This is a genomic window from Deltaproteobacteria bacterium (assembly GCA_026129095.1).
Classification (GTDB): domain Bacteria; phylum JAGRBM01; class JAGRBM01; order JAGRBM01; family JAHCIT01; genus JAHCIT01.
On the sequence record JAHCIT010000004.1, the window covers coordinates 75,301 to 97,926 of the forward strand.

A 22,626-nucleotide genomic window follows, 5' to 3' on the forward strand; every position below is an offset into this window, starting at 1 on the left:
ATGCAGCTTCCCGAACTCCGCACCGCGGCCGACGCCGCGCCCGGCACGCTGAAGGCGCTCGCCGCCCATGTCCGCGCCCGGCGTCCCGCCTCGTACGACCGGCGGGTGGCCGAGGCGCGGGACTACTGGCACGACCGGTCGGGCGCACACCTGGCCGAGGACATCCGCAGCACCTTCAGCGACGGCGACATCCGGCAGACGGTCGAGCGGAGCTCGATCACGCTGCCGCTGGTCCGGCGCGTGGTGCGGAAGCTGGCACGGCTCTACCACGCCGAGCCGGTGCGGCGCGTGCGCCCCGCGGGCGAATGCGCCGCCCACGAATCCTCAAGGGACGAAACGGAGCGGCGCTACCACCGGATCGCCACGGCGGGTGAACTCACCGAGACGATGCGGATGGCGCAGGAACTCTACACGCTGACGGGGCTTGTGTATGTCCGGGTTGGCTACGACCGGGGCATCTTCTTTGAAATCCTGGGAGGCGACGAGCTGCTGCCCGCCCTTCCCCCCGGCGCGCCCGCCAGCGATGTCGGCCGCTACCACTCGCTGCTCGTTCCTCGTACCGGCGGGGACGGCCGCGCCGAATACGTCTTCTGGTCGGACCGGCTCCATTTCGTCTTCGACTCCGAGGGCCGCATCACCGGCGACTTCGGCGACCCGGCGCTGGAGAACCCGTACGGCCGGATCCCCTTCGTCCGTATTGACGGCCGCACGGGGGAGCTTTTTCCCGATCCGCCGGAGTCCCTCGTCCGGGTGAACCGCGTCCTGAACTTCGCCCTGACGGAGCTTTTCTACACGATCAAGTTCCAGTGCTTTGGCCAGCCGGTGTGGGTGTCGGACGAGAACGTCGCGCCCGACTTCAAGGTGGGCGTGCAGCACCTCATCCATGTGGTGAAGCGCGACCAGGCCGCCGCTGGGGATTTCCGCTTCGAGAGCCCCGACGCGCCGGTCGGGCCCGTGAAGGAAACCGTCTTCGAGGTGGCCCGCCTCGCGGCCCTGCTGGAGGGCGTCCCCGCCGACACGGTGGACGCACGCGGGCGGGTGGAATCGGGCGTCGCCAGGTGGCTCGCCCAGGCCGACAGCCGCGAGATCCACGCGGCCGAGGTGGCGAGGTTCCGCACGGCCGAGCGGCACATCTTCCGCACCGTGGCCGCCGTGCTCGCCCACCATGAACCCGGCGCGCCCCTCGGCACGGACCAGTTCACCCTGGAGACCGATTTCGCCGATCCCGCCCCGCCGCTCAACCCCGGCGAGGAGCACGGCGCCGACGAGGCGGACCTGCGCCTGGGCGTCATCTCCCCGGCCGACCTGCTTCGCCGCCGCAACCCCGACCTCGCCCGTCTCTCCGAGGAGGAGATCCTCTCCCTGTGGAGACGGAACCGGGAACTGGCGCGGGAACCCTAAGGAGCAAACAGATGCCAGACGACCCACTTGCCGGCCCCGGCGAAACGCCGGATGCCGCAGTCCCCGCGGGAACGGATACTCCCGCCGCCCCGCAGGACGGATGGGAAGAAGCCGCAAGGTCGCTTCTCGGTTCGCGCATCGCCCGGCTGCCGCAGCCCATGCAGGAGCTGGCGAAGTCGCTTCCCGGGGGGACCGCGCCCGGCGCGCTCGTGAAGTTCGTCGAGCAGGCCGAGGCGGCCGCTGCCGCCCTCGCTTCCGGCCCTCCGGTCCCGAAATCCACCGACGCACGGCGGACCGGGCACGGCGACGCGGGCCGGGCCGACGAACAGCTCTGGAACGAACTGATGCAGGACGGCCGGCGCGCGCTCGAACTCAGGCGCCGGCGGCCGGACCTCTATGACGCCCTCCGCCAGCGGTTTGGCGGACGGCCCCGGACACGAAAGGACTGATCCACCCATGGCTTCCACGAAACTTTCCGACATCGTTGACCCGCAGGTGCTCGCCGACCAGGTGAGTGCCCTCTTCCCCGGACGCATCCAGCTGGAAGCGTGCGGCGCTGTTCTGGCCGAGACCAACGGCGATATCGCCTCTGGCGGAACCCGCATCACGATCCCGCGCTGGAAGCGCGGCGGCGACATGGAACCCCTCTCGGACTCGGCGCCCCTGGGCATCGAGAAGGTGGACAGCGTGACCGAGCAGGGCGTGGTCGTCCGGCGCGGCAAGGCGTTCGGCGTCCACGACTTCGCCCGGCTGGTGTCACTGGACGACCCGCAGACCGAAATCGCCCGGCAGATCGCGGCGATCTTCGCCCGGCACCTGGACTCGACCCTGATTCACGTTCTGGAGGGGGCCATCCCCCCGGCCAACCGCCGGAACGTGGCCGTCACGAGCGGCTCGGCCATGAGGATCGGCAAGAGCAGCGTGCTGGACGCCATGTTCGCGCTCGGCGACAACGAGAGCGACCTCACGGCCGCCGTGATGCATTCAAAGGTGTTCAAGGACGCCTACGACCAGGGGCTCATCGTCTACTCGGACGTGCCAGCCGACGCCGTGAACCCCGGCGTCCGCTCCGGCCTCAAGGCGACGATCTTCGGCCGCCCGGTCTACGTGAGCGACCGGGTGCCGGTGGACACCACGGTACCGGACTACTTCGCCTACACGACCTTCTTCCTGGGGAGCCGGGCCCTGTACCTGGGCTACCAGCGGGAGCTGACCATCGAGACCGACCGCGACGTGCTCACCAAGGAGGACATCATCTCCTTCGATGCCCACTTCGTCCCGCACCTGTTCGGCGTCGGCTGGACGGACGCGGCGAACAACCCCGGCAACGACGCCCTTGCCGACCCGGACAACTGGGACCTGAAGGCCGAGGATGCCAGGTCGGTGCGGGCGGTGGCGATGGTGACGAACTGAACTCCCGGATCAGGCGGCCGGAACCCGCACCCGCACGGTGGTTCCACGGCCGGGCGCGCTGTCGAACGTGACGTTGCCGCCCTGCCGGGTGACGAGCTCATGGACGATGTAGAGCCCCAGCCCCGCGCCGTGACCCTCGCCGGCCTTCTGGAGCGTGGCGAACGGCTTGAAGAGCGACGCATGGAGCTGTTCGGGGATTCCGCGGCCGGTATCGGCCACCTCGATCTCGATCTCGTTTCCGCGAGGGCGGATCGTGAGCCGGACCGGCTCGCGGCTTTCCGACTGGGCGGCGTTCTCCAGCAGGTTCATCACGGCGGTCGTGACCGGCCTGCCGTCCACGAGCCGCACTGCCGCCTCCGGACCGCAGGCGATCTCCACGGCGGGGTATTTCCTGCGGACATCCGTGAGGACCGACTCCACGGGAATCTGCGACGGGGCCTTTTCCAGGTGCTCGGCCAGCTCGTACAGACGGTCCACGATCGCCGCGGCGCGCCCGTGGCCCTTCAGCGCGAGCTGGAGCATGCCCAGGGCGGCCTGCCTGTCGTCGGCCGAGAGCGTCGCCGACTGCCCGATCTCGTCGGTGAGCGTCTGGAGGATGGAGCCGCTCGATGCCAGCGGATTCCTCAGCTCATGGGCCGCGCCCGTCACCAGCGAGCCCAGCGAGGCGAGCGCCTCGGCACGGATGAGCTGGTCCTTGGAGTCCTTCAGCAGGACGTAGGCCTCGGCGAGCGCCTCCTCCCGGTCGCGCCACCGCTTGACGATATAGACCGAGAGCACGATGCACTCGATCATGATGAACAGGAACGCGCCGCCCATCGCGACAAGCCAGGCGCCCGAAAGGCGGCCGTCCTCATAAGGGGCGCCGGCCATCAGCGGCGCGTAGGGGATGTAACCGAACCGCTCGGCGATGGTCGTCCCGACAATGACGAGCGAGCCCACCGTCACGCCGATCATGGCATCGCGGATCTCGAACAGGAGCATGGCGACGAAGGTTCCGCCCACGAACACCAGCCCGGCATAGGGACTCGTGAGCGGACCGGTACTGTAGGAACCGTAACCGAAAGTGCCGGAGTAGAAGACGATGGTCGCCAGCACGATGGCGTGGTTCTGCGGATCGCGCTTCCGGATGGCGAAACCCCAGATGAGGATGGCCGCCCAGACGATGTTCATGCTGAGCAGCGTCTTCATGAACAGGGCGAGATACTCCCGGTTCATGTAGGCCGCGCCCTCCGCATCGCTGAGCAGAGGGGTGAAACTGAGGACGACGAAGAGGATGAACACCGCCGTCGTCCCGGCGATGAGCAGCGACTTGTCCACCGGACTCCAGTCCAGAAGGTGCATCAGCTGGCTGATGATCCGGTCCTGCCAGCGCATGTTCTTGCCGGTTGCTTCCAAAACGGTTCCTTTGCCTGCGGCGGAGTATGCCACGGGGCAAAGACGAAAAGGAAACCCTTTAAATGGCGATAACGACCGAAACGATCGAAAGCCGCGACCCGGCGGTACGGGGCCGCCATCCGGCGGGAGCGGCGGACCACTCGGCCCAGATCACGGCCGCGCTCACGGAGCTGCGTCTGGACCTCGCGGCGAGGGGGCTCGCCTGGCAGGAGTTCGAGGGCGTGGACGGCGCGGGTGTCTATGACGGGACGAACCCGGAGCTGGACGCGCTGCACGAACTCATCGCCCTCGCCTTCATCCACCGCTCGCTCGCCGAAACCGCCGACGACCGGTGGGAGCGCGCCGCCCGCCACTACGAGCGGTGCTACCGCGAGCGCGTGGACACGCAGGAGTTCGCCACCTACCACGGCGCCGCCCACCAGCGGACGGCGCGGATTTTCCTGTAACGGCACCGGCTGGTCCGGCCGGGGAAGGAACCGCCATCCATGTCATCCCAGACCGTGAAAAACGGATTCGCCGCGCTTGGCGTGACGGCGACATACAAGTCGGTGAACCTCGGCCCCACAGTGGGCGGCGCATCGCTCCGGATCGAGCGCGAGCTTGTCGAGATCCTCACCGACGAGCGCGGGCTGACGCCCGTGGACTACCTCACGCACGGCCTGAAGAAGGTGGACGTGACCTTAAGCCTCGCCCGCTGGTCGCTCATGAACTTCCAGGCGGCGTTTCCGGAGTTCACGCTCACGGGCTCTGGCGACGACCGCAAGCTCGACATCCGCGCCGACACCGGCACCTCGCTGGAGTCGAAGGCGGGGCAGCTCGTGCTGCATCCGGTGTCGCTCCTGGACGGCGACCGGACCTTCGATCTCACCTTCTGGAAGGCGGCCGTCATCTCGCCGCCGGAGCTGGCCTACCGGGGCGAGCAGGCCCCGGTGGAACTCACCTTCCGGGCGCTGCCCGATTCCAGCGGCCTGCTGCTCACGATCGGCGATCCGTCAGTCACCTGACAGCAGCCACCTGCCGGCCGCCGGATTTTCCAGTCCATGGACCAAGGAGGAAACCCATGTCCCATCACGATCTTTCAGCCCTGCGGAGCCGCCTCACGGTGAAGCTCCGCCAGAAGACCTACAGTTTCGACGAGCCCACGCTCGCGCAGATCGCCGCGCTGGTGGAAGCGAGCCGCCCCGGATCGCAGCCCGTGGAGATGGCACTCCAGTTCCGCCACGCCCTCCGGGGCATGGTTCCGGAACTGACCGACGGAGATGCCGACTACCTGCTGACGCCGCGGGTATTCGAGGCGTTCCTCAAGATCCTCACCGGGGAGACCCGCGAAGACCCTCCCCGCGGGCGGAACTGAACGCGCTGGCCGGGATCGCCGCCAGGGCCGCCTTCAGGCTCGGCCTTTCGCCCGGTGAAACGCTGTCGCTTCCGCCCTCGTTCCTGAAAGCCCTGCTCGCCCGTGCCGACGAGCTTCACGCGGCCTCCCGGATGGAATGGCTCGACATCCTCGCCGCCGCCGCGCTGGAACCCTGGCAGACGGGCAGCGGGCAGTCGGCCTACCGGCGGCTCCGGACCGTGCTCGCCAGCCGGTGCCCAGGCGACCCGGATACCGCCGCGCCGTCCACCGCCGGCGAGCTCATCGCCCTCTATGCCGCCGCCGTCCACCCCGGCCGGCTGGCCGAACTCGCGGGGGAGCTGAATCCATGTCCCACCTGACGGAACTCACGGATCTCGTACAGACGGTGCTGGGGACGCTCGTTCCCGGCGACGGGCGTCTTGTGCCCGAACGCGGGGGCCTCACCCAGTCGGGCCGGACCTTCGACGTGCGGCCCGTGGGCGCCACCGTGCAGTCCTGGGAACGGCCGGGCGATGCGGCGAAGGCGAACCTCGGCGAAAGATTCGTCATCGAGATCCGGTTCGTCATGGCCGCGCAGGCCTCGGCAGTCCGGACGGCCGCCGTGGCCCACGCCTCGAATATCCTCTCCGGGCTCGCCGACACGGGGAACCTCCCTCCCGGCGGCACCCTCTCGCAGGTGATCCCCGGCGCGCCGGTCATCCGGACGAAGACGCCGCCCGGCGGCCCGGCCACGGTGACGCTGGAACTGCCCGTGACGGTGTATTCGTAAGTGACCACACCCCGGCAGGAAACCACACCCCCTGACCCCCTCTCCGCAGACGCAGAGAGGGGGGAACAGGAAGGAGCCTTTCCCGCCCCCTCTCCGTGACCACGGAGAGGGGGATGGGGGGAGTGGTTTCCTGAAGGCGGAGAGTTTTTTCAGGTGAAGCAGAACGGAAACCCCCATGCCCGACTCCCCTGAAACCTTTTTGGACCTTTCGCGGTCCGGCGATGCGGCCGGAGGCGTGGAAAGCCTGCGTGACCGCCTCGACCCGGAGGCGCTCCGCGAGGCGGCGCAGCTCATGGCCGAAATCCGGCGCGAAACCGTGCGGGCGTCGGACGTGCTCGTCAACCAGTTCCAGCGGCAGGCAGTGAGCCCCATCCGGCCGCTCGTGCAGGCGACGGCCGGTGCAATCGAGCAGATGTTCCGGGGACTGGTGGACGGCTCGGTGCGGAGCGGGCGTGCGTTCGCCGCCGTCATGCTGGACGCCGTGGGCAAGTTCGCCACCGCCCTCGGCCAGAGCATGATCGCCACGGCGAAGGTGCTCCAGGCGCTCATGGTGCTGAACATCCCGGCGACGTTCGCCGGGGGGTTCGCCCTCATCGCCATCGGCTCGGCCCTGTCGGCCTTCGCGGCCGGGCTCGGCGGAAGCGCCGGTACGGCCACCAGTCCCGCAGCCCCGCCGGAGCCCGCGCCTGAAACACCGGACCGGCGCCTTCCGGCCGAACTCACCGTCAATCTCGTGAACAACGGCGGCGTCATCGGCATCGACAGCGTGCGCTCGTTCATCGTGGATACCATCCGCGACGCCATCGGCGACGACCGGCTGGTGGTGATCCAGGGGGCGTCCGGCATCCGGGCGATCTGAAATGCCAGTCCTCGCCAGCCGTCAGGCCCTGCTCGTTCCGTCCGTGGAACTGGAAGGGGAGCTGCGCTTCCGTCTGGACGGCGAGGACTGCACGGCGGTCCTCGCCCGTGCCTTTTATTCGCCGCCATCGCTGGCCGCCGCACTCCGGGCGGCCATGCGCGCCGCGCTGCCGGTTCTCGAAGACGAAGCGGCCTGCGGCTTCCGGCTCCATTTCATTCTCGCGGCGGCACTTTCCGGCGGCGAGGCGGTGAACACCGGCGGCGCGCTCGCCTGGACGAACACGTCCGCGGGGCTTCCACTCACGATCCTCCACTCCAGTCCGCTGTCGCGGATCGAAACCCCGGACGGCTGGCCGCTGGTCGCGGGCGACGGGGCGCACGCCGATCTCGCCGTCGCGCCGGGAAACCGGGTCCAGTGGACCCATGCCGGAGACGCCGTGCCGAATCCCGTCCAGCCGTGCCAGTTCGTCTGGCCCCAGCTCCGGGGCCGCGCGCGGCTTTCGGAGCGGCGGATCACGGGCGACTTTTCCACACGCACCCACGCCCAGGCCGAGGACGGCCGCCTGTGGCCGGTGGCCAGGGGCGCACAGCGCCGGTGGGAGCTTTCCTTCGGGCCGCTCTCCGCCGCCGGCTGGCGGGCACAAGGCTGGGACCGGACCACCGGAAGTGGCGGCGCGCTGGAACAGGGCTCGATGATGACCTTCTTTCCCGATACTGGCCGCGAGACGGCCCTCCCCGTGCGGCCGCTGAACCGCACGATCGAGGTGGAACGGACCGTGCCGGGCTACCGGTCGGTGAAGCTCCAGCTCGCGGCGCAACCTGTACCCGATGGCGGCGGTTTCACCTACGGCCGGGAGTTTTCGGTCGAGACCGTCAGCGGCTCCCTGACGGAAACCTTCGGCGGCGACACCGCCCACTTCAGCGCCGATGGCGGCGCGCTGAAACAGTCCGGCGCCACGCCCTCGCCGGCCTCGGTGTTCGTCCGGCTATGGCCGCTTGATGAAAGCCTCCACAGCTCGAACCTGCTGGCGAGCGTGAAGCTGTGGCGCACGTTCCCGTTCGTGGCCAGTGGCAGCGGATGGGAGGCCGGCATCGCGCTCTCGCACGCCAGCGGCAAGGCGGGCGTGGCCGTCACCGCGTCCGAAGGCCCCGCGCACCGGGAGCTCCGGGCCTGGGCCATTCACACCGACGGCAGCAAAAGCCCGCCCGTGACGCTCGGCGTCCTGCGCGGGAACATCCCCCGCTCGGAGGGGATGCAGGAGCGGCCGGACCGGAGGTTCATCGCCCGGTTCTGGTACGTGCCGCTCGGCAGCGGCGCGGCGCTGACTCGGGTGCGTGCCTGGTACAACGGCGAGGGCCCCTTCGACGGACAAGTCATGCACGGTTTCGACACCGGCGGCGGCGACCTCGCCTGGATGCCGGTATGCTCGAACGGAACCTCGCCAGCCTCGACGACCTGGTGGAAGGCGTTCCGGTTTCACGAGGACGCCTCCGGCTGGCTCGGCCCGGACGGGCTGCCGCTCCTGCTGGGAAGCGTGGAGAATATATAGAAGATGCCCAAATAGACGGGCCGGAACCCCTCTTTTGGGGAAGTTCCGGCCCGAAGGTGCGCCGCTTGCAGCAACCGGCGCGTGTCGAAGTCAGGAGTTACTTGGTCTTGGCCGCTTCCTTCTCGGCCTTCTTCTCGGCCTTCTCTTCTTTCTTCGCATCCTTGCTCTCGGCGGATGCCGGGGCGGCAGGGGTCGCCGGAGTGGCCGGCTTGCCTGCTTCGGCCGCCGGGGTGGCGGGCGTGGCCGGCTTGGCCGCTTCAGCCGCCGAGGCGATCAGGGGCGTGCCCGCGATCATTGCCGAGAGGAGTGCTGCTTCGATGGTGCGTTTCATGGTCGGACTCCTTAAGTCCATTCACGTCCGGCATCCCGGAAGAACCGAAGACCCCGCTCATGTGTCCCCATGACACACGGTTTCGGAGCCTTCTCAGCGGTTTCCCTGGCGAACCGGAGCTGGAACATGAATACCGCAGCCGGATTAAAATTAGCGCGCTTTCAGATTAACACCGGAATAAGCCTACATTAATTGCCAGAACGGCAGCGGGATAGAGAACACCGGCAACCTGCGGTCAACCCGGCGAGCCGGTTCAGGTTTCAGCCGGTGACGGCCGTTCTCTTGTTTCACTGCCCGAAACCCATGCCGCATCGTCCTCGCCCGCTTTCAGGCCGATGGTCCGCCGGAGAATCCGTTCCAGCACGATGAAGAACCGGGTAGTAGCCAGCACCGGGTTCAGCCACCCGACGGTGATGCAGTAGTAGGTATCGAACGGCACGGTGTGGTGGATCTGGTGGTGGTCTGGCGGGAGGATGAGCCGCCACTTCTGGAGAAGCCGGACGAAACCGGGAACGGTGTCCGCATGGGCCCACTTGTGAAACTGGTTCGTGGCGAAGACGAACAGGCAGAGCCAGAGCGTGTGCGCCGTGGCGGCGAGGCCGAGGAGTCCCGCGCCTTCGGCCGGGAACGACAGGAGCACTCCCGTCTGGAGCGGCACCGACACGATGCAGTTCGCACCGTTCGTCTCGATGAAGTCGTGCCGGGTAATACCCTTGGGGTCCACATGATGCTCGCGGAACGGGCGGACGAAGTTCGGGCCGAAAACCGGCGTGTTCACCGTGCCGTAGCGGTCGGCCATCCAGTGAACGAAGCCGGAGACGAAATCGGCCAGCAGGTAGCCGCCGGGAACGGCCAGGATGAACACCGCCCACGCGGCGGGGCTGTCAATCCAGCGGGCGAGCCCCAGCGAGCGCGAGAACAGCGCCGCCGACAGCAGGAGGCACCCGGCGATGCCGGCGATCTCCAGCATCCGGTGGACAGGTGAATAGCTGTAGCTGCGCGTTTTCCCTCGCATGACCCTGGCAAAAACCCCCGGTTGACCCTACCAGCCGGGACCATCTTCCGTCTGTTACGGAGATCACACCACCCCGATGCCCCGAAAGCGGGCCTCAGGGAGTGCCGATGCTCACAAGCTGCGGCGTGCGCCGAAGGCGCGTGACATCGTAATCCTGCCCGCGGAGGCGGCCGAGGATGCCCTCGTAGACATCCGTGTCCAGAACTGGCGTGCGCGACAGCACCCACAGGTAGTTCCGGCCCGGATGGCCGACCACCGCCCAACGGTAGTCCGGGTCCAGGTCGATCACCCAGTAGCTGCCGTAAAAGGGCCAGAAGAAGGTCACCTTCAGCTTCGCGTTGGTCGCCGTGTCCACGACGCGGGCCGTCCCGCGGACGCTGCGGACGGGGCCGTCGAGGGTTTTCTCGCGGCACTGGTTGAAGACGCCGATCCGGCCGTCCGGCTCCAGCGTGTAGGTCGCCATCGAGGCGACGCAGCCTTTCTGGAAACGGTTGGGGAAGCTGGCGATCTCGTACCAGTCGCCGAGATACCGCTGGAGGTCCACCTTCTCGACCGTGTGCAGCGGCTTGCCCGCGGCGCAGCCGCCGGGAAGCAGGGCGATGATCGAAGCGAGGAGCCGGATGAGGGTTCGCATGGGAGCAAGGATAATATGACCGCCTTCGACGATGCCATCGCCCGGCCGGAACTCCAGCCGGTGTGGGTCGTGGAGTTTCACGCCCCCCGCCGTGCCATCGCCGCGCTCCCAGCCCACGGCGATGAACTCATCTGTCTTGAAGAAGGCGAGAGTTTCGGCGGCTTCCCGGCCACCGGCTACCTGCTCATCGGCAATGACGAGAAGACGGGAGAAATCGTCCGCTACGTCGGGCGGAGCCCGGACGGCACGGCGATCACGGGACTGGTCCGCGGGCGGTTCCGGTCGGCGGCGCGGGAATGGCCCGGCGGAACGGTGGTGAGGGAGTGGGGCCTCGGCCGCGTCTTTTCGACGCTCCCCGTGGCGGCCTTCCCGGACGCGCTCCCCATCCTGCTGGACCCTGCCCTCAGCCCCCGGACGCTCGACGAAGAGCGGCTCACCTCGGCGGTGGGTTCGTTCACCTTCCGGCTGGCCGACATGGACAGCTTTACCAGCACACTGATCGCGCTCACTCCGCTCCGGCGGCGGGGCGTGACGCTATGGCTGGGATTTCCCGGCATCACGGAGCCGGAAGGGTTCCGCGCCGTCGCACGCGGCCGGGTGCAGGAGGTGACGAGCGACGACGGCGGCGCGATCTGGCGGTTCCAGTGCCGGAGCCTGCTGGCCGACCTCAAGGACCAGCGGCTGTTCCTGGACCGCCGCTCGCGCCTCACCGGAGCCGTGACGGGCGTCCAGACGTCGCTGCCGGTCGCCGACACCGGAAGATATCTCCCCAATACCGGCGGCCTCGTCCGCCACGTCCGGGTCGGCGACGAGATTGTCTCCTACGCCGGGCGGAGTACCGCCAGCGGCGCGGGGAACCTCACCGGCTGCGTGCGCGGGTTGTTCCAGTCCGTCGCCGCCGCCCACGAAGCCGGAGACGAGGCGGTGCAGGTTTATGAACTCTCCGGGCACCCGCTCACGATCCTGCTGAACATCCTCGCCACGACCGAAACCGGCGGCAGTGGCCCCTACGACGACCCGGCCTTCCGGGGCGGAGCGGCGCTGGGACTTGATCCGGACCTGGTGAACACCGGGCAGATCGAGCAGACGCGGGACTCGCTGCTGCCTGCCCTTTTCGCCCGGTTCCTCATTGACCGGGAAACCGACGACGCGAAGCGGTGGATCGAGGAGGAACTCCTGCAAGCCTGCGGCGCGGCGCTCATCGAGGAGTCCGGCGGACGGCTATCGGTCCGGTTCATGGGGCCGCCCTCGCCCGCCGAGACGCCGGCCGTGCTGGACGCCGCGGCCCGGATCCCCGCAGGGGAGCGCATGGACCTGGGGCTCGGCCGAATCCGCAACGCGATCGAGATCCGCTACTCACGCGATCCGGTGGACGGCGTTTGTCTCGAACGGCTTCTCTACCTGGACGCCGATTCGGTGAGCCGCCACGGCGCGGCCCCAAAGCTCACGCTGGAGTTCGGCGGCCTGCACGGACCCTGGTCGCCGCTCGGCGATCACGGCGGCGACGCCCACGCGCTCAGGCTGGCCTCGCGGCTCGCCCTCCAGCTTTCGCATCCCCGGCCGCGCCTCCGGACCGGCGCGGCCTTCGGCCTTCTCACGGCCGGCATTGGCGACACGGCGGTGCTCGCCCACGGCCGCCTGCCTCCCGGCCAGCCGGACGAATCGCTCCCGCCGGAACGGGCGGCAAAAGACAGCCGGGCGCGGCTGGTGGAGATCGTCAGCACGCACCTCGACATGCAGACGGGCATGGCGGTTCTCGACGTGCGCGAGTCGCCCTTCGAGATGCTCCGGTACGCCTTCATTCACCGGAACGGCGCTCCGGATTTCGATGACGCGGACGTTCTGGACCGCCAGTACGCCCACCACGCCGGGGACAGCGGCCCGGACTATGCCATCTACCCCGCCTGATACCTGAAGGAGTCCTGTTCCATGCCCGCCTATACCGCCATCACCGACGCCACGCTCACCGCCGGGCGGCCCATCACCGAGACGCTGATGCGGACGATCCGGGACAACCTGGACCACCTCAAGAACGCGACGGACGGGCTCACCAGCAACGTGACCGTGACGGGCGGCCCCGGCACTCCGGCGACCGCGAGCACCTCCTATGTGACCGTCACGCGCAACCGGCTTTATCTCGAAGCCGGGACGTACACCTTCCGGGGACATGCCGAGATCATGGTCCTCGACGGGAACTGCACCACCGACACGGCCCATGTCCGGCTGAGAATTGGCGGCGAGACGTTTCTTGAGGAAACGTCGGCCGCCTGCGCCGCTTTCGATGCCGTGAGCGGAGGGACCGCCGGGATCGCCGTCGCCACGGGCGGCTGGACCGACCTCGAAGTGCAACTGAAGACATCGAACGCCGCCAAACAGGCCGCCCACCGCCACATCACGGTGTCGTGGCTGAAGACGGCATAAGGAGAAACATGCCATGCCCGAAACCAACATTGACCCCGACGTCCGGATCGAGGCCGCCTCGTTCACCGCCGACGGCGTGTACGTGGTCCGCGATCTGGACGGGCGGCCCCTGTCGTGGACGTTCAACGGCACGCTTCCCGGCCTTGGCTTCGGCGGCGGCACGATCGCTGTCGAGGCGACGAACCTCTCGGCCGCCGACACCGGCCTGTCCGGCGGGGACTGGAGCGCCGACACCGGAAACGGAATCTGGGAGCCGGTCATGGCCGAGGACGCCCCCATCCTCATCACCGGCTCGGCGACCGGCTGGATCGACGCCCCGTTCCGGTTCGTCCGGTTCCGGCTGTCGGGGTCGAGCGAGCCGTCAATCCTGGGCCGTGTGCTGGCCGGTGTCCGCGGCCTTTAGGGATTTCCATACTTCAAGGAGACTGTTCATGCCCGTTCCAGGACGAAAATCACCAGGCATCCCGGCCTTCCAGAAGGGCCAGCCAAACGGCGTCGCCCCGCTGGATGGCGGCGCAAAGGTTCCGGTGGAGAACCTGCCGGACGATACCGGCGGCAGCGCCACCTACGTCCCCTGGTATCCGTTCATCGCTTCGACCGCCCACGCCTTCAGCGTTGCGGGCAGCACGCCCACGGCGCGGAACAGCTCGCTCGTCGTGGACAGGGCCGGCAGTTACCGGCCGAAGCTCATGGTCCGGGTGTCGGCCGTCACCGGCAGCCCGACGCTGGTCCGGGTGACGGCGAACGTGGCGCTGTACGCGGTGAAACCGGACGGCACGAGCCGGACGCTCTACGCACAAAATGACGAGATCGCCGTCCACGACAATGGCAGCACTTACGCCACGAACGACTTCGCGGTGCTCACGGGCGGGGCGATTTCGCTCAACGCCGGAGAGACAATCATGCAGAACGGAAACTCCAACCCGTTCAGGTTCCTCTGCAACGGGAGCGGGACGCAGGTGGATGCCTTCTCGTCGGCCTTTTATCTGGAGAAGCAGTGATGGATGATCTCGCCCGGACCGGAGTCGAGCTGGTCGTCACCACGGGAGCGGTGCTGATCGGGGTCCTCAAGATGCTGCCGCCGCTGCTCCTGCGCGCCGTGGAGACCCAGATCGGGCGGCAGCCCGCCGCCCAGGGCCCCGAAGCCCTCACCCCCGTGGTCGCCTCGATGGACGGCCTGCGCTCGGAAATGGGCGCGCTCCGCCACGAACTGCGTGACCTGCGCGAAACCCTGACCGAGCACCGGATGGACACCGCCGAGCGGCTCACCCGGCTCGAATCCCTCAAGTGACGCCGCCCCAGGCCATTTGCATCATTCCGGCACAGTGGTTAGGTTGCCCGCCATCATAAAATAAAAACGGCCGGGCGAAGGCCCGCCATCCTGAAGGGGAAACTGTTCCAATGGTTGTCAAGAACGCAAAAACGAAATCCATCCTGTCTGTATCCACCGCCGCCGCGCTGATGACGGCAGGGGCCCTCAGCTTCGGCAGCATCGGCTGCGGAAACAACGACCGCATCTACGGCTGTGGGGATGAGATCGACGGGGTCAATACCAGCGGAGTCACGCAGGCCTTCTTTTCCGCATACGACGGCGATGATGTGGAAACCTACTGGACCTGCGAGGTCGAGAAGATCGACGACGAACTGCCCGGCGAACTGCAACTGAACAATTTCCTGTTCTTCATGCTGGCCGACGGAACGGGAAGCTCCGAAGGCATCGGCGAGGTGCTGGAGTGGGAAGCTGGCGAGGAATGCGGAGAGCTTTCCGTTACCTCCAGTGACGAGAACTTCGGCACGTTCATCATCCGCGACATCGAGGTGGAGGGCGACGACCTGGAGGAGGCATCCTTCAACATGGCGGGCGACTTCAACTTCGGCGAAGGCGGCACCGCCAACGCGATGGAAGTCACCTGCGTGAAGCAGGAGTCCGTGGAAGAATAACCAGTCCGGCTTCCGGCCAGACCAACGCCAGACGCCCGGCACCCCGAAAGGGGCCGGGCGTTTTGCTTACCACTTCACGTGATAGGTGCAGGAGTCGGCCCCGAGCTTGCGGCAGGGGCAGGTGTCGTCGTGCTCGACGGTGACGCGCATCGAACCGGCCGGCTTGAACCGGTAGGCCATCGCCTCGATGATTCCCCGGTCGAAATCGCACGGATAGGGGTTCTCGCAGACCATCGTAGCCGAGCGCGGGCCGGTCTTCCGGTAACCGTAGCGGCCGATCTCACCCTTGCGGTGGTTCATGTGGTAGGCGACATCGATGCTTTCGAGCGCCTGCTCGATCGTCTGGATATCCGGCGGGAAGTTGGCGTTCTCCGGGATCTTCATCCCGATGTTGTTCAGGGTGCGGGCGCCGATCTCGTCGGATATCCGCCGGAAGGAGATGAGCCACGACTGCTGGGAATACCACTGGCCGGGCCGGGGATCGGCAATGCCGTTGGTGGCAAGGATCTCGTGAGCCCGCTTCTTGAAGTAGCCCATGCCGTCCACGATCGCGAGGACGGTCTCCCCGTTGACCTCAACACCCTGCGCGAAGGCACGGAACTGCGCCATGACTTTCCCCTCCGAAAATCCCTGCCGCACCGTTGACACCGGAACCTGCGTCCCGGCGCGGCTCAGTTCATGGTTAACACTTTCGTAATCCAGACCCCGGTGTGTTTCAAGTCACAAAACCGGGTAAAAGTGGCCCTATGGCCTATTTTGATACATTTTATCCATTTTTCTCGTGATACGTCTCACATAGCAATTCTCTGCTTCTGGAAATCTGCAAGGCGTGCTGAATCTGGCTCATCCAGTGCTGGCAGGCAGACGCCGCGAAACGGACATGGGCGGGCGCCACGTTCCCTTGTCTTTCCGCCGGGAAACCTTCCAAATGGAAAGGTCCGGCCGGAGAGGGGCCGCTTCCGTCCATTGATGCCGATTTCCGTTTTGACATCGCGGCTCGCCGCAGCCCTTTGCCTCGCCGCGCTGGTTTCCGGCCCGGCTGCCTGCGCCCGGCGCGAATCGATCTACGTCGGCGTGCCCGCACTCCCGCCGCTGCCCGAGCAGCCCGACCGGCTGGGGCCGGGCGAGCACCGGATCCACCTGCACTTCCAGGGTTACGAGCGGTCGTACGTGATTCACGTGCCCTCCGGCTACCGGCCCGACGAGGCGTTGCCGCTCGTCATCATGCTCCACGGCGCCGGGGCCAAGGCCCGTAACACCAACCGGCAGACGAACTGGTCCGCCGTGGCCGAGGAACGGCGCTTTGCCGTGGTGCTGCCAGAGGGCACCGCCGCCATCAAGTCCCTGCCGGCCCGGTTTCTCGCCAATCCCCAGTCCTGGAACGACGGCAGCGGGCGCGGCCCGGCCGCCAGATCGAACGAGAACGACGTGGGGTTCATCCACACCGTCATCACCGATGCCGGATCGCGGGTCACGATCGACCTGCACCGCATCTACGTGGCGGGCTTTTCCAACGGCGCGTCGATGGCCTTCCGCATCGCGGCCGAGCTGTCGAACAAGATCGCCGCCGCCGGAATCGTCGCCGGCCACTACCGCCTGAAGGGATACACGCCCGCCCGCAGCGTGCCGCTTATCTACATCGTGGGGACCGAAGACCCGCTGACTCCCCTGGACGGCGGCGAGATATCTCTCCCCTGGGGACTGTCAATGATCCAGCCGCCCGTCCGGGACACGATCGCCCAGTGGACGCGGCTGCTCGGCTGCGTGCGCGAGCCGGACGAGACGCACAAAAACGGCGAGGTGACGCTGTTCGCCTACCAGACCTGCCGGGGCGGCGGCGAGGTCCACTACTATCTTGTCGAGGGCATGGGGCATGTGTGGCCCGGCGGCGACCCGATGCTGCCCGAATGGGCGGTGGGCAGGCCGAGCGACGCCATTGACGGCAGCCGCGTGATCTGGGACTTTTTCAGCCGTCACCAGCTCGCGCCCGGTGTCTTTCCGAGCTGGACGCCCCCGCACCCCGGCGCGGACCACGCGCAGACGGTTCCGGCGGAGCCGGGCGGCTGAGGTTCCCCTTCGGTCCGCAAACGCCTATACTTCTTTTCACGGGTCGTTCAGGGGTGCCGGGTTCCGGAGGGGATCAGAAGCCGCGGGGAACAGCACGCTTGGGCCACACGATAGTTCACGTTGACGACGATCCCACGATACTGAGACTCGTTGCGATGGCCTTCGAGAAGTCCGGGCACCGGGTGGTGTCCCTCTCCGAGGCCCCTACCGCGCCCGCGAAGATCCGCGAGGCCCGGCCCGACCTCATCATCTGCGACATTTCCATGCCGGCGGTGGACGGGTTCCAGCTCATCGGCCAGATCCGCCGGCCGCCCGATCCCGTCGAGGCGCCGGTGGTGTTTTTCTCCGCCGTCGGCGGCGACGAGGTGGTCTGCCGGGCGTTCGAGCTGGGGGCCGTGGACTTCGTCCGCAAGCCCGCCAGCGTCGTCGAGCTCCTGGCCCGCGTCTCCGCCCGGCTTTCGCGCCCCGGCGCGGGCCGCAAGGCCGACCTTCGCGGGAACCTCTCCCTGATGACGGTCGCCGACCTCATCACCGCCGCCGAGAGCGCGAGAAAGTCGGCCGAACTGAAGGTCACCCACAACGGGCAGCCGAGCGAGATCCGGCTCCGCAACGGCCGCATCGTGTCGGCCAGCCACAACGGCGAGAGCGGCGAGCGGGCCCTCTACCGGATCATCGCCCTGCCCGATGGCGAGTTCGAGATGACGATCATCTCCGGCGATGGCATCGCCGGTCCGCTGGACCTGGAGCCCCGGTTCGCGCTGATGGAATCGGCCCGGATGAAGGACGAAGGGCTCATTTAGAACCAGCCCTGCCTGCCATCACCTGCGCGGCTGTTTCACATTGCGACAGTCCGCGGCGTTTTTTTCGCAAGGTTTGAAAAAATCCCTCCCCCGGCCCCGGTTCCCGGTTTACACTTCCGGCATCGTATGGGCGAAGCCGCAAAGAAGCTGAACCGCGTCCTGATCGTCGAGGACAACCAGTTCATGAAGACCTTCTACGAGAAGGCCCTCAAGGATCTTCCGGTGGAGTTCCTGTACGCGGGCGACGGCGAGGATGCAGTCCGCCTGACCCTCACCGAGCGGCCCGCGATGATATTGATGGACATCAACATTCCGAAAATGGATGGCGTCTCGGCCACGCAGCAGATCCGCAAGTCCGCCGGATGCGAAACCCTGCCGGTCATCGCCGTGAGCGCCCGCAGCCAGGACGCCTACACCCGTTCGGCGGGATTCAGCGAGTTCATTCCGAAGCCGGTCCATGTGAACGCGCTCCGCGACGCCGTGAAGCGGCATCTCAAGCTGGCCTAGACACTGTAGCGGTCCGGTGCCTATCCAGCCGGAAGCTCGACGTAGAAGCCCGCGCCTTCGCCCGACGCACGGTTCGTGTCGGCCCACACGCGGCCGCCGTGCAGTTCGCTGAGCCGCCGGACGATGTTGAGTCCGAGGCCCGTGCTGAGGGACGAGCGGCCCGCGCCCTTGCGGCGGCGGAGCAGCGCATCGGTATCGAACAGCGTCAGGGCGTCCTCGGGCGAGATGCCCGGCCCCGAATCGAGCACCGAAATGCGGACCCAGCCGGGGCCGGGGGTTTCCACCGCCACGCGAACCGTCCCGCCCTCTGGCGTGTAGGTGATGGCGTTCTGGACCAGGTTCGTCAGGATCTGGATCACCTTCGACTGGTCGCCCGTGACCTCGATGTCTTCAGGCGGGAGTTCCACCTGAAGGTCTATCTTCCGGAACTGGGCGGCGGCTTTCAGCGAATGGACCGATCCCTGCACGGTCCGGACGATGCTGAACCGGCTGCGGGAGAGCACGATCTGCCCGGCTTCGAGGCGGGCGAGGTCCAGCAGGTCGCGCACCAGCTCCATCATCCGGTCGCCCGATTCTCGGATCGATTTCAGGCTGCCCCGCACGCCCGCCATGTCGCCCGTGGCCACCCGCATCTCGGCCAGTTCCGTGTGTCCGGCAACTCCGGCCAGCAGGTTCTTCAGGTCATGGGAGCAGATGGCCGCCAGTTCCGTGCGGGAGCGGAACGCCTCCTGCGCCAGCCGGCGCCGCTTTTCGAGCGCATAGACGACGAGCCCGGCCATCATCACGCCGCCGAAGTTCACCAGATGCGCCACCGTGATGACGACAACAGGGTACGTCGGGATGCCGGCCGCATGGAGGTAGGGGTATTCGTGTCCCATGAGCGGCGAGTAGGGAATCACGCCCAGCCCCTCGGCGATGATGATCCCCGCATAGGCCCAGGTCGTCATGAAGGCGTATAAAAGCCCGGTCCAGATGCCGGCGAACAGAGTCCCCAGGATGACGAGCATCGGATAGAGGACGACCACCACCGTCGTCAGCGACCCGGTGAGATGCACACAGTAGGTAATGATGGCCGTGTCGAACACGCCCATCAGCATCACGATGGCGCGGGGCTGTATCCTCAGGAAAATCAGTGCCGCGCCGACGACGCTGGCACCGGCGTAGGCCATGACCGCCGGGAGTTCGTCATAGAAGGCGGGCAGCATTGCCGCGGCCAGGACGATCCCGCCCGAAACCATGGCCCGGATCACCGAGGCGATCCGCTGCTGCCGGTAGAGGTCGTCGGAGTTGTCGGCGAAGTCGGTCGAGACCGACAGGAGGAACAGGAGACGTCCCAGCGTCCGGTCGAACAGCCTGAAACGCGGATCAGCCGCGGGAGGCGCAGGGAGCGGGAGCGTACGGTCTACCGATCCGGTCACATCGGGCGTGGTGTTCTTGCCATTTTCCAGACAGCAGTACCCGTTCGCTGCCAGCCCCGCCCTTCCCAACCGGAGCCGCCGCAGAAAATCCCCAAGACCAGAACGATTCGGGACCAGTCTAAAGGGACAGGTACCCGCATTAAAAGCCCCGGCTGTTTTTTCCGGAAAAATCCCCGCGCAAATATCTGTAATTGCTTTGATTTCTGGCAGTGTCACGCCCTGACATACGGTTTACTTACGGTATCCACAGGAATGGGAGGGTTTATCGCATGGGAAACGGACGAAATCCCCTGCCGGCGCGGGACCGGATCGATCACGCGCCGTCATCGCACCCAAGGGAGATGCCGGGCAAGACCGCCAGGGAACTGCGCGCCGAACGGGAGGAGGTGATCTGGCTCGACGCGAAGATCCAGTCGGAACTGGGACCGGAGGACTATCTGCTCTGCCGGCTTCGCGCCACGGGTCACTCCTGGCAGCAGATCGCCGCCGCCGCGGAGGTCCGGTTCGGCGGCCAGTGGTCGCCCCAGCGGGCGGCCGCCCGGACCGGGCGGGCGCGGGACCGTCTCAGCCGCTATCTGGAGAAGCTGGCCGAACTGGACGGCGCCGGGGAGAGCTGACACCCATGAGCGGCTACATCGTGGGACACAAGGCGATCTGCCAATACCTCGGCTGCTCGCCGAGCACGCTCAAGCGGTGGATCCGCACGGAGGCACTTCCCGTCTGGCGGCTTGGGCCGGGGACGAAGGGGCGGGTAGGCACGACCGCCACCGCGCTGGAGCGGTGGCTCCAGCAGCGGCCGTCCGCCTCAGCCGCGCCGCCTAGCGGGAACCTGCGAACCAGCGGAGAAACAGGTCCAGGCTTACCGCGAATCCGGCACGCGGGGCGGCGCCGTAACGGCTGAGATCAAGATACCAGTCCGGCACCGGGCCGCCGCTCTCGCGCAGTTGCCGGGAGAGCGTCTCAAGGCCGGTCTCGTACTCGGCGCCCGCGCCGATCCAGCCGAAGCCCTCCGGCGCGAAGATGTCGAACGACAGCGCCCGCCCCTGCGCGTCCCGTCTCACCAGCGCGTCGGCGGGAAGGGCCGGCGGGCGGTTCAGGAACACCGGCCGCTCCGGCGCGGCCGGGGACGGCGGATCGTCATGGGCGGGGCGGGGGAACGGAGCCTTCACGAAGTTGAGCGGCACCGGGTTGCGGCCCAGCGTGCGGAGATCGTCGGCCTGCTCGGTGGCCAGCCGGTGGACCAGGTACGAGAGAAAATCCTCGGCCACGTTCATGGCGTCCTCGATCCCGGCGAAGGCGATCCGCGCCTCCACGTCCCATCCGGCGGCGGGACCGCCGCCGGAATCCCGCTGCACGGGAGCGATCGAGAACACCTTGCCAAGGGCCGGTGCGGCGGCGTCGAGGCGGCACGCCGCGCCGGGGCCGAACCCGCGTGCGACCGTGCGTTCGGCCATCTCCACCTGCACGTATCCGTTCCAGTCGAAGTAGTCCCGGATATCCTTCCCGGCGGCGTTGCGGATGCGGAGCAGCGCCTGTCCCTCCGGCGTCCGGGCCCACAGGTGCCAGTGGGCTTCCGGGGAGGGCGAGGCCACGAGCGGCGGAGCCGCCTGGTACAGGCCGATACCGGTCACTTTCAGTTCCTGCCCGGCGGCGCCGTCCAGGACCTTGCCCGTCACGGCGAGCGAGCTTTCCGGCGTGAGATTCCGGGCCGCGTCCCACTGGTCCGGCGGGATGTCCCGGCTGGAGACGATGCACCGGACCTGGCCCGTGCCGTCGCGGACGGTGAGCAGCATGCCCCCCTCGCCCGCCGGAACGGCCGACACCACCCAGCCCTTCAGCGTCACCACCCGGCCCGGGTACTGGCGAAGGTTCTGGATGTGGACGTGGCTGAACATGGCCCCTTACTGGAAGGTATAGACGAGGTTCACCGTGGTGCGGGTGTCGATATCCTTCTTGAACAGCAGCGGTGCCGGCGGGACAACACTCGTGTCCTGCGGCGGATCGGTCAGGTAGCGGATGTTGAACGCCACCTTGAGCGCAAGCCGGCCCACGATGCTGGCCGAGAGTGCCGTCGTCGAATCGGTGATGATCCCGCCACCGGATTTCGGGCCGAAGATGGTCGAGGCGACCTCGCTGAACTCCGCCGTGTCGCTGATCTTCCAGAGGAAGTTGAGCGCGGCGCGGCCAATGAAGTCGTCGTTGCGGATGGCGCCGAACGGCTTGGAGTGCCGTCCGCCGGGTCCGCCTTCGAGACTGAGCTGGACCTTCTCCTCGTCCACGATCCTGATGCCGTAGCCGCCCGTCTCGGTCACCTGGTATTCGAACCCGCTGAACTTGTCGTTGATGTATTCGCCTGTGCCGAACAGGTAGTGCCGCCGGGTCAGGCTGTAAGCCGACTTGCCGAACAGCTCGTACCGGCGGGCACTGGTCTTGGTCTGCCGGGTCGCCTGGTCGAAGCTCCGGGTATAGAGGGCCTTGAAATGGCCGTTGTGGATGAAACTTCCGTGGGCCAGCTCGCCGCTCGTTCCAGCGTTCAGGCTGGTGGACTTGGTATTACCGGTGGTGAGCAGAAGGCCCAGTTCCGCAGCGGCCTTCCATGTATAGGGCGGAGGAGGCGGCTCGGCTGCCGGAGTTTCGGCTGCTGGAGTTTCGGCCGCCGGCGGGGCCTCCCCCGCTTCCTGCGCGAAAGCCCGGACCGGGAGCCACATGCCCAGCGCCAGCATCAGTCCCGCTGCATAATGCTTCATCGTCA

28 protein-coding genes are annotated in these 22,626 nt (G+C 67.5%); 19 read left to right on the forward strand and 9 right to left on the reverse strand.

What is annotated here, in order from left to right; genetic code table 11:
- Genes KIT79_06970 through KIT79_06980 form a run of 3 tightly spaced genes read left to right on the forward strand, consistent with a single transcriptional unit; the run spans nucleotide 1 to nucleotide 2,814 of the window.
- Nucleotides 1–1,401 carry a hypothetical protein gene (locus KIT79_06970; GenBank protein ID MCW5829041.1) on the forward strand — a complete coding sequence of 467 codons (1,401 nt, stop codon included), beginning with the start codon at nucleotides 1–3 and terminating at the stop codon, nucleotides 1,399–1,401.
- Nucleotides 1,402–1,412: 11 nt separating this feature from the next.
- Nucleotides 1,413–1,850 (forward strand): hypothetical protein, encoded by a 438-nt coding sequence (locus KIT79_06975; protein ID MCW5829042.1) that lies wholly within the window; start codon nucleotides 1,413–1,415, stop codon nucleotides 1,848–1,850.
- A 7-nt stretch (nucleotides 1,851–1,857) separates the two neighbouring features.
- The gene (locus KIT79_06980) at nucleotides 1,858–2,814 is read left to right on the forward strand and encodes a hypothetical protein (protein MCW5829043.1); all 957 of its coding nucleotides are present in this window, start codon (nucleotides 1,858–1,860) and stop codon (nucleotides 2,812–2,814) included.
- Between the two features lie 9 nt (nucleotides 2,815–2,823).
- Here the strand turns inward: KIT79_06980 and KIT79_06985 are convergent, their stop codons facing one another.
- The gene (locus tag KIT79_06985) at nucleotides 2,824–4,209 is read right to left on the reverse strand and encodes a HAMP domain-containing histidine kinase (protein MCW5829044.1); all 1,386 of its coding nucleotides are present in this window, start codon (nucleotides 4,207–4,209) and stop codon (nucleotides 2,824–2,826) included.
- A 62-nt stretch (nucleotides 4,210–4,271) separates the two neighbouring features.
- Here KIT79_06985 and KIT79_06990 point away from each other — a divergent pair, with 62 nt between their 5' ends.
- The 7 genes from KIT79_06990 to KIT79_07020 all read left to right on the forward strand — a co-directional run bounded on the left by KIT79_06990 (nucleotide 4,272) and on the right by KIT79_07020 (nucleotide 8,740).
- Nucleotides 4,272–4,655: a hypothetical protein gene (locus tag KIT79_06990; protein MCW5829045.1), complete on the forward strand. Its 384-nt coding sequence runs from the start codon at nucleotides 4,272–4,274 to the stop codon at nucleotides 4,653–4,655.
- Between the two features lie 39 nt (nucleotides 4,656–4,694).
- Complete coding sequence (locus tag KIT79_06995; GenBank protein ID MCW5829046.1) at nucleotides 4,695–5,213, forward strand: hypothetical protein; 519 nt, start codon at nucleotides 4,695–4,697, stop codon at nucleotides 5,211–5,213.
- A gap of 56 nt (nucleotides 5,214–5,269) precedes the next feature.
- A complete protein-coding gene (locus KIT79_07000) occupies nucleotides 5,270–5,563 on the forward strand; it encodes a hypothetical protein (GenBank protein ID MCW5829047.1) in 294 nt (97 codons plus the stop codon).
- Between the two features lie 131 nt (nucleotides 5,564–5,694).
- Nucleotides 5,695–5,922: a hypothetical protein gene (locus KIT79_07005; protein ID MCW5829048.1), complete on the forward strand. Its 228-nt coding sequence runs from the start codon at nucleotides 5,695–5,697 to the stop codon at nucleotides 5,920–5,922.
- Nucleotides 5,910–6,332: a hypothetical protein gene (locus tag KIT79_07010; GenBank protein ID MCW5829049.1), complete on the forward strand. Its 423-nt coding sequence runs from the start codon at nucleotides 5,910–5,912 to the stop codon at nucleotides 6,330–6,332. Before KIT79_07005 ends, KIT79_07010 begins: the two co-directional genes overlap by 13 nt.
- Before the next feature lie 175 nt (nucleotides 6,333–6,507).
- Nucleotides 6,508–7,191 (forward strand): hypothetical protein, encoded by a 684-nt coding sequence (locus tag KIT79_07015; protein MCW5829050.1) that lies wholly within the window; start codon nucleotides 6,508–6,510, stop codon nucleotides 7,189–7,191.
- Between the two features lies 1 nt (nucleotide 7,192).
- On the forward strand, nucleotides 7,193–8,740 hold the full coding sequence (locus KIT79_07020; protein MCW5829051.1) for a hypothetical protein: 1,548 nt from the start codon (nucleotides 7,193–7,195) through the stop codon (nucleotides 8,738–8,740).
- 97 nt (nucleotides 8,741–8,837) lie between these two features.
- Here the strand turns inward: KIT79_07020 and KIT79_07025 are convergent, their stop codons facing one another.
- The 3 genes from KIT79_07025 to KIT79_07035 all read right to left on the reverse strand — a co-directional run bounded on the left by KIT79_07025 (nucleotide 8,838) and on the right by KIT79_07035 (nucleotide 10,720).
- Nucleotides 8,838–9,071 carry a hypothetical protein gene (locus KIT79_07025; GenBank protein MCW5829052.1) on the reverse strand — a complete coding sequence of 78 codons (234 nt, stop codon included), beginning with the start codon at nucleotides 9,069–9,071 and terminating at the stop codon, nucleotides 8,838–8,840.
- Nucleotides 9,072–9,324: 253 nt separating this feature from the next.
- Nucleotides 9,325–10,086, reverse strand: a complete 762-nt coding sequence (locus tag KIT79_07030) for a kua-ubiquitin conjugating enzyme hybrid localization domain protein (protein ID MCW5829053.1) — start codon at nucleotides 10,084–10,086, stop codon at nucleotides 9,325–9,327.
- A 94-nt stretch (nucleotides 10,087–10,180) separates the two neighbouring features.
- Complete coding sequence (locus tag KIT79_07035) at nucleotides 10,181–10,720, reverse strand: lipocalin family protein (GenBank protein MCW5829054.1); 540 nt, start codon at nucleotides 10,718–10,720, stop codon at nucleotides 10,181–10,183.
- Between the two features lie 15 nt (nucleotides 10,721–10,735).
- Here KIT79_07035 and KIT79_07040 point away from each other — a divergent pair, with 15 nt between their 5' ends.
- From KIT79_07040 to KIT79_07050, 3 genes are read left to right on the forward strand one after another with little or no spacing between them, the layout of a single operon-like run.
- Entirely contained in the window at nucleotides 10,736–12,628 is a 1,893-nt protein-coding gene (locus KIT79_07040; protein MCW5829055.1) for a hypothetical protein, read from the forward strand.
- 21 nt (nucleotides 12,629–12,649) lie between these two features.
- The gene (locus tag KIT79_07045) at nucleotides 12,650–13,141 is read left to right on the forward strand and encodes a hypothetical protein (protein ID MCW5829056.1); all 492 of its coding nucleotides are present in this window, start codon (nucleotides 12,650–12,652) and stop codon (nucleotides 13,139–13,141) included.
- Nucleotides 13,142–13,154: 13 nt separating this feature from the next.
- Nucleotides 13,155–13,544 (forward strand): hypothetical protein, encoded by a 390-nt coding sequence (locus KIT79_07050; protein ID MCW5829057.1) that lies wholly within the window; start codon nucleotides 13,155–13,157, stop codon nucleotides 13,542–13,544.
- Nucleotides 13,545–13,593: 49 nt separating this feature from the next.
- Here the strand turns inward: KIT79_07050 and KIT79_07055 are convergent, their stop codons facing one another.
- The gene (locus tag KIT79_07055; GenBank protein ID MCW5829058.1) at nucleotides 13,594–14,139 is read right to left on the reverse strand and encodes a ribonuclease P protein component; all 546 of its coding nucleotides are present in this window, start codon (nucleotides 14,137–14,139) and stop codon (nucleotides 13,594–13,596) included.
- A gap of 2 nt (nucleotides 14,140–14,141) precedes the next feature.
- On the opposite strand from KIT79_07055, the gene KIT79_07060 reads away from it, so the two are divergent.
- The gene (locus KIT79_07060; protein MCW5829059.1) at nucleotides 14,142–14,432 is read left to right on the forward strand and encodes a hypothetical protein; all 291 of its coding nucleotides are present in this window, start codon (nucleotides 14,142–14,144) and stop codon (nucleotides 14,430–14,432) included.
- Between the two features lie 110 nt (nucleotides 14,433–14,542).
- Nucleotides 14,543–15,082: a hypothetical protein gene (locus KIT79_07065; protein MCW5829060.1), complete on the forward strand. Its 540-nt coding sequence runs from the start codon at nucleotides 14,543–14,545 to the stop codon at nucleotides 15,080–15,082.
- 66 nt (nucleotides 15,083–15,148) lie between these two features.
- On the opposite strand, the gene KIT79_07070 is transcribed toward KIT79_07065, so the two are convergent.
- Complete coding sequence (locus tag KIT79_07070; protein MCW5829061.1) at nucleotides 15,149–15,691, reverse strand: hypothetical protein; 543 nt, start codon at nucleotides 15,689–15,691, stop codon at nucleotides 15,149–15,151.
- Between the two features lie 360 nt (nucleotides 15,692–16,051).
- Here KIT79_07070 and KIT79_07075 point away from each other — a divergent pair, with 360 nt between their 5' ends.
- From KIT79_07075 to KIT79_07085, 3 genes are all read left to right on the forward strand, one after another.
- Nucleotides 16,052–17,149 (forward strand): hypothetical protein, encoded by a 1,098-nt coding sequence (locus KIT79_07075; protein ID MCW5829062.1) that lies wholly within the window; start codon nucleotides 16,052–16,054, stop codon nucleotides 17,147–17,149.
- A gap of 98 nt (nucleotides 17,150–17,247) precedes the next feature.
- Nucleotides 17,248–17,949, forward strand: a complete 702-nt coding sequence (locus tag KIT79_07080) for a response regulator (protein MCW5829063.1) — start codon at nucleotides 17,248–17,250, stop codon at nucleotides 17,947–17,949.
- A gap of 126 nt (nucleotides 17,950–18,075) precedes the next feature.
- Entirely contained in the window at nucleotides 18,076–18,456 is a 381-nt protein-coding gene (locus tag KIT79_07085) for a response regulator (protein ID MCW5829064.1), read from the forward strand.
- 20 nt (nucleotides 18,457–18,476) lie between these two features.
- Here the strand turns inward: KIT79_07085 and KIT79_07090 are convergent, their stop codons facing one another.
- Entirely contained in the window at nucleotides 18,477–19,874 is a 1,398-nt protein-coding gene (locus tag KIT79_07090; GenBank protein ID MCW5829065.1) for a HAMP domain-containing histidine kinase, read from the reverse strand.
- 269 nt (nucleotides 19,875–20,143) lie between these two features.
- Between KIT79_07090 and KIT79_07095 the strand changes: the two genes are divergently transcribed.
- On the forward strand, nucleotides 20,144–20,491 hold the full coding sequence (locus tag KIT79_07095; protein ID MCW5829066.1) for a hypothetical protein: 348 nt from the start codon (nucleotides 20,144–20,146) through the stop codon (nucleotides 20,489–20,491).
- Nucleotides 20,492–20,692: 201 nt separating this feature from the next.
- Here the strand turns inward: KIT79_07095 and KIT79_07100 are convergent, their stop codons facing one another.
- Both KIT79_07100 and KIT79_07105 read right to left on the reverse strand, forming a co-directional pair.
- Nucleotides 20,693–21,769 carry a hypothetical protein gene (locus KIT79_07100; GenBank protein ID MCW5829067.1) on the reverse strand — a complete coding sequence of 359 codons (1,077 nt, stop codon included), beginning with the start codon at nucleotides 21,767–21,769 and terminating at the stop codon, nucleotides 20,693–20,695.
- A 6-nt stretch (nucleotides 21,770–21,775) separates the two neighbouring features.
- The gene (locus tag KIT79_07105; GenBank protein ID MCW5829068.1) at nucleotides 21,776–22,621 is read right to left on the reverse strand and encodes a DUF481 domain-containing protein; all 846 of its coding nucleotides are present in this window, start codon (nucleotides 22,619–22,621) and stop codon (nucleotides 21,776–21,778) included.
- Nucleotides 22,622–22,626: the final 5 nt, after the last annotated feature.

Excerpts from the sequence above, each read along its gene's own strand:
- KIT79_06970 (MCW5829041.1), top strand. The coding sequence starts at position 1 with ATGCAGCTTCCCGAACTCCGCACCGCGGCCGACGCCGCGCCCGGCACG.
- KIT79_06975 (MCW5829042.1), top strand. The coding sequence starts at position 1,413 with ATGCCAGACGACCCACTTGCCGGCCCCGGCGAAACGCCGGATGCCGCA.
- KIT79_06980 (MCW5829043.1), top strand. The coding sequence starts at position 1,858 with ATGGCTTCCACGAAACTTTCCGACATCGTTGACCCGCAGGTGCTCGCC.
- KIT79_06990 (MCW5829045.1), top strand. The coding sequence starts at position 4,272 with ATGGCGATAACGACCGAAACGATCGAAAGCCGCGACCCGGCGGTACGG.
- KIT79_06995 (MCW5829046.1), top strand. The coding sequence starts at position 4,695 with ATGTCATCCCAGACCGTGAAAAACGGATTCGCCGCGCTTGGCGTGACG.
- KIT79_07000 (MCW5829047.1), top strand. The coding sequence starts at position 5,270 with ATGTCCCATCACGATCTTTCAGCCCTGCGGAGCCGCCTCACGGTGAAG.
- KIT79_07005 (MCW5829048.1), top strand. The coding sequence starts at position 5,695 with ATGGAATGGCTCGACATCCTCGCCGCCGCCGCGCTGGAACCCTGGCAG.
- KIT79_07010 (MCW5829049.1), top strand. The coding sequence starts at position 5,910 with ATGTCCCACCTGACGGAACTCACGGATCTCGTACAGACGGTGCTGGGG.
- KIT79_07015 (MCW5829050.1), top strand. The coding sequence starts at position 6,508 with ATGCCCGACTCCCCTGAAACCTTTTTGGACCTTTCGCGGTCCGGCGAT.
- KIT79_07020 (MCW5829051.1), top strand. The coding sequence starts at position 7,193 with ATGCCAGTCCTCGCCAGCCGTCAGGCCCTGCTCGTTCCGTCCGTGGAA.
- KIT79_07025 (MCW5829052.1), bottom strand. The coding sequence starts at position 9,071 with ATGAAACGCACCATCGAAGCAGCACTCCTCTCGGCAATGATCGCGGGC.
- KIT79_07030 (MCW5829053.1), bottom strand. The coding sequence starts at position 10,086 with ATGCGAGGGAAAACGCGCAGCTACAGCTATTCACCTGTCCACCGGATG.
- KIT79_07035 (MCW5829054.1), bottom strand. The coding sequence starts at position 10,720 with ATGCGAACCCTCATCCGGCTCCTCGCTTCGATCATCGCCCTGCTTCCC.
- KIT79_07040 (MCW5829055.1), top strand. The coding sequence starts at position 10,736 with ATGACCGCCTTCGACGATGCCATCGCCCGGCCGGAACTCCAGCCGGTG.
- KIT79_07045 (MCW5829056.1), top strand. The coding sequence starts at position 12,650 with ATGCCCGCCTATACCGCCATCACCGACGCCACGCTCACCGCCGGGCGG.
- KIT79_07050 (MCW5829057.1), top strand. The coding sequence starts at position 13,155 with ATGCCCGAAACCAACATTGACCCCGACGTCCGGATCGAGGCCGCCTCG.
- KIT79_07060 (MCW5829059.1), top strand. The coding sequence starts at position 14,142 with ATGGATGATCTCGCCCGGACCGGAGTCGAGCTGGTCGTCACCACGGGA.
- KIT79_07065 (MCW5829060.1), top strand. The coding sequence starts at position 14,543 with ATGGTTGTCAAGAACGCAAAAACGAAATCCATCCTGTCTGTATCCACC.
- KIT79_07070 (MCW5829061.1), bottom strand. The coding sequence starts at position 15,691 with ATGGCGCAGTTCCGTGCCTTCGCGCAGGGTGTTGAGGTCAACGGGGAG.
- KIT79_07075 (MCW5829062.1), top strand. The coding sequence starts at position 16,052 with ATGCCGATTTCCGTTTTGACATCGCGGCTCGCCGCAGCCCTTTGCCTC.
- KIT79_07085 (MCW5829064.1), top strand. The coding sequence starts at position 18,076 with ATGGGCGAAGCCGCAAAGAAGCTGAACCGCGTCCTGATCGTCGAGGAC.
- KIT79_07095 (MCW5829066.1), top strand. The coding sequence starts at position 20,144 with ATGGGAAACGGACGAAATCCCCTGCCGGCGCGGGACCGGATCGATCAC.
- KIT79_07100 (MCW5829067.1), bottom strand. The coding sequence starts at position 21,769 with ATGTTCAGCCACGTCCACATCCAGAACCTTCGCCAGTACCCGGGCCGG.
- KIT79_07105 (MCW5829068.1), bottom strand. The coding sequence starts at position 22,621 with ATGAAGCATTATGCAGCGGGACTGATGCTGGCGCTGGGCATGTGGCTC.